Genomic DNA, 204 nt, shown 5'->3' with positions numbered 1-204 from the left:
TACAGCTACACCCTGAATTACGACAGCGATCACCCGAACGCTGGCGGTGCCAACAGCATCTCCGAGCACTTTGACGTTGTTGCCACCGATACGGACGGCAGCACCGCGACCGGCCAGATCAACGTCAACATCGTCGATGACACGCCGGACGCCAACCCAGACGCGACCTCGGTAACCGAAGGCGGCGTCGTCAGCGGCAACGTG

General features: G+C 61.8%; 1 protein-coding gene. It reads left to right on the top strand.

Annotation, left to right across the window (positions count from 1 at the left end; genetic code table 11):
* A partial coding sequence (locus ACM6I5_RS22250; RefSeq protein WP_414884733.1) for a hypothetical protein occupies nt 1-204 on the top strand: 204 nt, incomplete at both ends.

The sequence above is a fragment of the Pseudomonas sp. IT-P171 genome, from assembly GCF_949767765.1.
GTDB classification, from domain to species: domain Bacteria; phylum Pseudomonadota; class Gammaproteobacteria; order Pseudomonadales; family Pseudomonadaceae; genus Aquipseudomonas; species Aquipseudomonas fluorescens_B.
Note: the sequence above shows the minus strand (reverse complement) of the source record. Positions and strands in the feature narration are given on the sequence as shown.